We start from the raw sequence: 6,305 nt of genomic DNA, 5'->3' as shown, positions 1-6,305 counted from the left end.
AGCTGTGGAAGGTAAACGCGGTTCTGAATGTCTCTTAAAACCTGTCTCAAATATTGACTTCAATCCACCAATTATGATCTAGATGTTTAAGAAAATATCTATCAACTTCATTTGACGAAGAGCCGAACAATGTCACTATACACGATTTACAGTGTTTCATCTCGCTGGCTCTCATGCGGAGTAATATTGTTCATTTTAAGAATGTGTACAGGAGCTCAAACTTTTTTTAGAATTGCACGCCGATTGTTTGCGTATCAGAAGTAATATTTAGATCTACCCAAGCCGTGTTTACACCGTAGTGGTTTGTTGCTTGCCCGTATAAATGTGTACCACGTGGTGTTTTAGCAGTCCACATTCTCTTTTCTGCAATCCAATGTCCTACTGCTGATCCAGAATTAATCCACTTAGATGAAACACTGCCACTATTGGGATATGAATAGCCAGTACCGTTCAATGTAAACCAGCCACTAACCCAACCGCCGTTTGCATGCCAGTTGTACGTTGCTTTTCTAGTTACATATCCTGATGCTTGTACTTCATTTCCTTTGACGGCATAATCTGTTACAAATAAACCCAAAGCTAGTGTAGCAATTACCATAGCAATTGTGATAAACTTCTTCATGTAAAGATCTCCCTTTTTTCTAAACTCCTGTACATGTGTAATTCTATTCTTCACAAATGAAAGAGTCAACAATTTTTTTGGGAAGCGTGATCAAATGGCAAAACTTATTTTAGATTCAATAGATGTAGCGTTCGAACATAACATACTAAATGGTGTATCTTATGAGTTTGATTCAGGAAAGGTTTATCTTATAAAGGGTGAGTCTGGGATTGGAAAATCTTCCCTACTAAATGTTCTGGGACTACTGAGACATCCTTCTTCGGGAAAAGTCTTTTTTGATAATGTTGACTTATGGGGATTAAATGATACCGAAAGAGCAAACTTTAGAATTAAGAATTTCGGTTTCATTTTTCAAGAGCATAATTTAATTAAGCAACTAAATCTAGAACAAAATGTTGAGATTCCATTGTTAAAGACTAAGCTCTCAGTAAAAGATAAACACCAATTAGTGCAGGATAATATTAGCTTATTGAATTTACATGGTAAAGAGGCAATAAATTCTAATCATTTATCGGGGGGAGAAGACCAGCGTGGAGCAGTGGCTAGGGCATTAGTGACAGATGCAAAAGTGCTATTCGCCGACGAACCAACCAATTCACTTGATCATGATAATGCCATTTTACTTTATGAACGGTTGAAATCCTTGGCCCATGATTCTGACAAAATTGTTATCATAGTCTCGCATGAGGACTTGCCTTTAGTGTATGCCGATACCGTACTTAATATTAAAGACAAAAAATTGATAGAAGTATCCAATTCGAAGACCCATCCAAATCTTGAAAATCGTAAAGAGCCAAATAGTTCTAAAAAAACAATTGTGTTTGATAAAATTAGCGTTCAAAATGCACTGAACTATAATAAAATCAATAAAAATGCTAAGAAACAAATTCCAATACCGATATTAATTGTTATTATAATTTTGCTGAGTATTTCTAGCTTGATACTGACGACTCCCAAAATTCTGGCACGGCAGCAAGAAAAATCATTGAATGGTGCAACTGATAACTCTATATTTGTAACCAACGATACTATCAAGAGTCAAAGCGGTCAAGATTTGGATCCCATGCAGAATTTTTCCAAAAAGGAAGTTTTTGAAATGAAAAACTTACCGGGGATTGAATCCATGTCTAGATATTTTACCTTTGTTTCTTATGGCCTGACTAAAGATAATGTGCGTTCAGCCATTCCCAATGGGACAAAAATTAAAGTGGATGATAGAACGTATTCAATTGCCAAGACCTTTTCCATTCAACCAATTTATAAAAAAGATTTAACAAAATCATATTTATATGATATTGGAAAGCCTAGAAAAGTTGGAAATAATTTTGTTATAAGTAAAAATTTTCTCGCGGAAAATAAAATACCCATTCACGAAATTATTGGTAAAACAATACGCTTAAAGATTTATATCCCATATATGCAATACTTGTCAACCAGTGAACTACCTAATAATAATAGTAAAACGGTTGCAACTGATGGTAACATTTATACCACAACTACTATAAGCAAGAAAATTACTGGTGTATATACTAATAATTATCCATACAATCGCTCGGAAAATGGCAACGCACTATTTATGGATTATGCAACAATGAATGAAATTCTTAATCATACAATTTCAACACAAGATGTATCCGAACCTATTTTCTCTGACTTTAAGCAACAGTCGTTTGGTGTTAGTGCTTTTGTAATTCAATCGAAAAGTTATAATAACATGACGTCACTTTCGCATGCGCTTCAATCAATGTCTTCTTCATATCATATAACTTCAGTTGCACAAAATATTGATTCTTTAAACAGTAGTGTAAAAAAGACTCAAAAATCTGTGATGAATATGGCATTAGTAATCATTATTGGAACAATTATTACTTTGAGTATAACCTTCTTTTTAACGAATAAGAACAGATTAATCGAAGTTGGAATTTTAAAAGCAATCGGATTCACTATTTTTGATATTAGACGTATCCTTTTGGTGAATGGTCTTCGGTATGGGGTGATAATGTTTATTTGTTCCGAGATTGTTGATTCTATATCAATATTCTTTGTCAATAGAGTTATTCCACTAGATTTAATGCATATATTTATGGCCTCATTTGGTACAAATATTTTCCTTAGTTTCGGAATTGTCTTATTAGCAAGCTTATTACCGATTCGTAATTTAAGTCAAACCGATCCGCTAGAAATAATAAAAAAACACTAATATTTTATCAACACTATTTAAAAACATGTAGAGGAAATGAAAAAAATCATTGATTTAGATTTTACTCATGCTAAATACTAAATAAACGCGCGTTTTATAATCAAGTTAGCCAATTAGATCCAGCTAATTGAAAAAATAAAAAACACCAAGGCAAATCTCTGTTATCATTGATGTTCCAACACAAAAATGAAAGAGGTTATTGTCTTGATGCAAGAACAGAATACCACAGTCCGAGAAAAAGGTCACCACCTAACTTCATTTGAGCGCGGCAGAATCGCCACGCTACACAGCCAAGGATACTCTAACCGCGCAATTGCTAGAGTTATCGGTGTTTGTCATCAAACAATCAGTAATGAACTACGCCGTGGTGAGATCGACCAAGTTAAAAAAGTGAACGGTCAACGGCAATATCACCGCGAATACTCACCAGAAGCGGCACAGGTCAAATACGAAGCTAACCGAATGTCCTGTCATCGACCTTTGAAACTCGCTGGTGTCGCTGATTTTATCCACTACTTTACGGCCCATTTGCACCAAGACGGTTGGTCGCCTGATGCCGCGGTGGGCCGCGCTAAACTTGAAGGCTTATATCAACCTGAGGAGATGGTTTCGACCAAGACGTTATACCACTATATCGATGCGCAACTACTTGAAGTCCGTAATCTTGATCTGCTCGAAAAAAACCGGCGCCGCACCAAACACCACCATTCACCCAAGCATAAGCGTCTGGCCGGACGAAGTATCGAAGAGCGACCTAAAAGTATTGATCAGCGCCAAGAGTTCGGTCACTTTGAGTTGGATACCGTAGTCGGTAAACGTAATGGCCAAGAAAGTGTCATTCTAACGCTGATCGAGCGCCAATCTCGCTGTCAGATCCTGCGTTTGATTGATGGCCGTGACGCCGATTCAGTCAACTACGAACTGGCTAAGATCTGCCAAGAATACGGGCACATCATGAAGTCCGTTACCGCTGACAACGGGGCAGAATTCGCAGCGGCGGGGACGGTGCTTGACGGGGTTGCCGACCTTTATTATGCCCACCCTTACCGCTCTTCAGAACGAGGCACAAATGAGGCGCATAATCGAATGATCCGTCGTGATGTGCCTAAGGGCCTGTCCATGGATACTTTAGGCCCTAGTGATATCCAAGCAGTGGAAGCCAAGCTAAACAACTTACCACGCCGGCAGTCAGGTTACCAAACCCCAAAAGAGCTTTTCTCCGCTGCCGCTGGCTAAAGATTGAATCTTTAAAATATGAATATCAATGAAAATACTGTCTTGCCGGGATTTATTGCGTGGCTAATTTGTTCTTGCAATTTGGGAATACTAAATAAATTTAAAAAAGCCGTCAATTTTGACAGCTTATAGTTCACAATTTCGGCTCAATTATTTTGAAAAGTTGACATGATGATTTCAGACCAGTTGATTTTAATCAGATTGATTTAGCTGCATTAGCTGTTCGACGCCCACTGATTAAGGGATTTTAGAAATCCGTGAAAGTAGCGACTATCGAGCCAGGTCTTAAGAAAGCTCGTAAGGCTTCACAATTCTCAAAACGTTAATATCCAGATATATCAACGTTTACAAGGCATCCACATTTTTGTGGGTGTCTTTTTTTGTAGAAATTCCCACCAAAGTCCCCACCGAATCCCCACGACCATTTTTATTTAAATTATCATAGGCAAAGTTAGCTGGTGTCAAATCCACAACATTATTTGCATTAACATAAACACGAGTTGTTCCAATATTCGAATGGGTTAGTGCTTCTGAAATTTTTTCAAGTGACATACCATGAAGTTTAGCTAAAGTTGCCGTTGTATGACGCAGTTTATGGGGAGAGCAAGGTTTTAAATTAGGATGACGGTGGTGAATAGATTTCATCCGATAATTTAAATAATCTGTATGAAGTCGTTGATTTAAATTACCTTGTCGATCACAATAAGTAAATAAGAATTGATCTCGTGTCTGCTTAATATTTAATTCCGCAAGCCCGTTTTTCTGTCGCTGTTTCCATTCGATCAGCATTCTCTCTAAATGATCAGGCAGTGAGAATTGCGTATTTTTATTTCCTTTTGTATTTTTAACATTACCGAATTTGTCTAGTGCTTGAGTGAGATAGATGGTCTTGTTGTTAAAATCAGCGTGTTTCCATTACAATGCGTACGTTTCTGATTTTCGATCAGATAAGAAGAAAGTTGTCCAGAATAACGTATAATCTTGATATGAAAGTGATCCATTATCCAAGTCTTCTTGAACAGCCTGAAACCATGCCATTAGCTCGGTGTCAGTAAGGTATTTATCTTCATCACATTTTGCAGTTTTTAAATGATTTTTCTTGATGGCTTTTACTTTTCTAAGACTTTTGCTAAGTCGGTTAGACTCGATATACTCATATTCTTCCGCTAGGTCGAATACCTGATTCACATAGCTACGAATAACTTTAAAATTAGCATATTCTTTTGTTTTTGCATTCATTTTTTGAATGATGAATTGGCGGTGCTGGTTAAGATAATTAAGTGAATAGGCTCCAAACATTGGTAAAATATGAAGCCTAAAAAGATCTTCGGTATTTTGGATGGTTACAATACTAGGCGGTTGTGTGTAAGAACTTGTTAAGCCACTTTTATAATCATCTAACCAGAAGTCCTTGTAAAAGTCCTTAAAAAGAGCTCCACCGCCCAATTCAAAAGAACTGATACTGTTGTTGTTTCTGAACTTGATAATCCTGTTTTCGAATTCAAGTTCGGCTTGTTTGGCCTCCTTTCTCGTTTTAAAAATTTTATCGTAGTCAGGATTCGATAGACCAAGAGATTGCATGATATCAATAGGATACTTTTTCCTAACACGATAAGTATTATTTTTTGTTTTTGTAATGCTCATAGTTAAAAACTCCTTTGTTTGCGAGTCAAAGGTGTAACGATATTATACCGCAAATTGCAATAGTAAGTTAGCCAGTGCCGATAAAGCACACGAGAGCGTAAAATATCTTGTGTAAATGCATAAAAGATTTCTGAATTGTATAGAAATAGGGAATGCCTTCCCTTATGATATTTAGTAACCACAGAAAACATCACAGGAGGCATTCCCCATGAATGAACTTACCACAGAAATTATCGTTGTACTAGCCCAAAAGCAAGATTTGGACGAAGTTTTTCGTCACCACCTCGAAATTGCGATCAACCAGCTGCTTCAAACCGAATTGGCAGAGTTTTTGGGTTACGAACGCTACTCATACGCTGGGATCAACACTGGTAATAACCGCAACGGCAGTTATGAGCGCTCGTTTGATACGAAGTACGGCCAACTTAACTTAACCATTCCTCGAGATCGCAATGGCCGGTTTGAAAATCATACCTTGCCAGCCTACGGTCGGCACAGTGATAATTTAGAAACAACGGTCATTCAGTTGTATACCAAGGGAATTACCACTGCTGAAATTGCCGAACTCATTGAGAAAATGTACGGTGCTCACTACTCCAAAGC

General features: G+C 37.3%; 4 protein-coding genes and 1 pseudogene. 3 read left to right on the top strand and 2 right to left on the bottom strand.

Annotated elements, in window-relative coordinates; all coding sequences use genetic code 11:
• Positions 1-226 precede the first annotated feature (226 nt).
• On the bottom strand, positions 227-622 hold the full coding sequence (locus EKM67_RS10140; RefSeq protein WP_125578879.1) for a hypothetical protein: 396 nt from the start codon (positions 620-622) through the stop codon (positions 227-229).
• A gap of 94 nt (positions 623-716) precedes the next feature.
• Here EKM67_RS10140 and EKM67_RS10135 point away from each other — a divergent pair, with 94 nt between their 5' ends.
• Positions 717-2,822, top strand: coding sequence for an ABC transporter ATP-binding protein/permease (locus tag EKM67_RS10135; protein WP_125578878.1), 2,106 nt, complete (start codon positions 717-719; stop codon positions 2,820-2,822).
• 207 nt (positions 2,823-3,029) lie between these two features.
• Positions 3,030-4,058 (top strand): IS30 family transposase, encoded by a 1,029-nt coding sequence (locus EKM67_RS10130; RefSeq protein WP_164506646.1) that lies wholly within the window; start codon positions 3,030-3,032, stop codon positions 4,056-4,058.
• Positions 4,059-4,403: 345 nt separating this feature from the next.
• On the opposite strand, the pseudogene EKM67_RS10125 reads toward EKM67_RS10130, so the two are convergent.
• Positions 4,404-5,702, bottom strand: a pseudogene (locus tag EKM67_RS10125) (tyrosine-type recombinase/integrase).
• A gap of 208 nt (positions 5,703-5,910) precedes the next feature.
• On the opposite strand from EKM67_RS10125, the gene EKM67_RS10115 reads away from it, so the two are divergent.
• Positions 5,911-6,305 (top strand): transposase (locus EKM67_RS10115; RefSeq protein ID WP_191986413.1); only part of this gene is annotated, 395 nt, incomplete at its 3' end.

The organism is Lapidilactobacillus mulanensis (genome assembly GCF_003946215.1).
In the GTDB taxonomy this organism is placed as follows: Bacteria; Bacillota; Bacilli; order Lactobacillales; family Lactobacillaceae; genus Lapidilactobacillus; species Lapidilactobacillus mulanensis.
The sequence above is the reverse complement of the archived record's forward strand: the minus strand, read 5'-3'. Positions and strand labels throughout refer to the sequence as shown.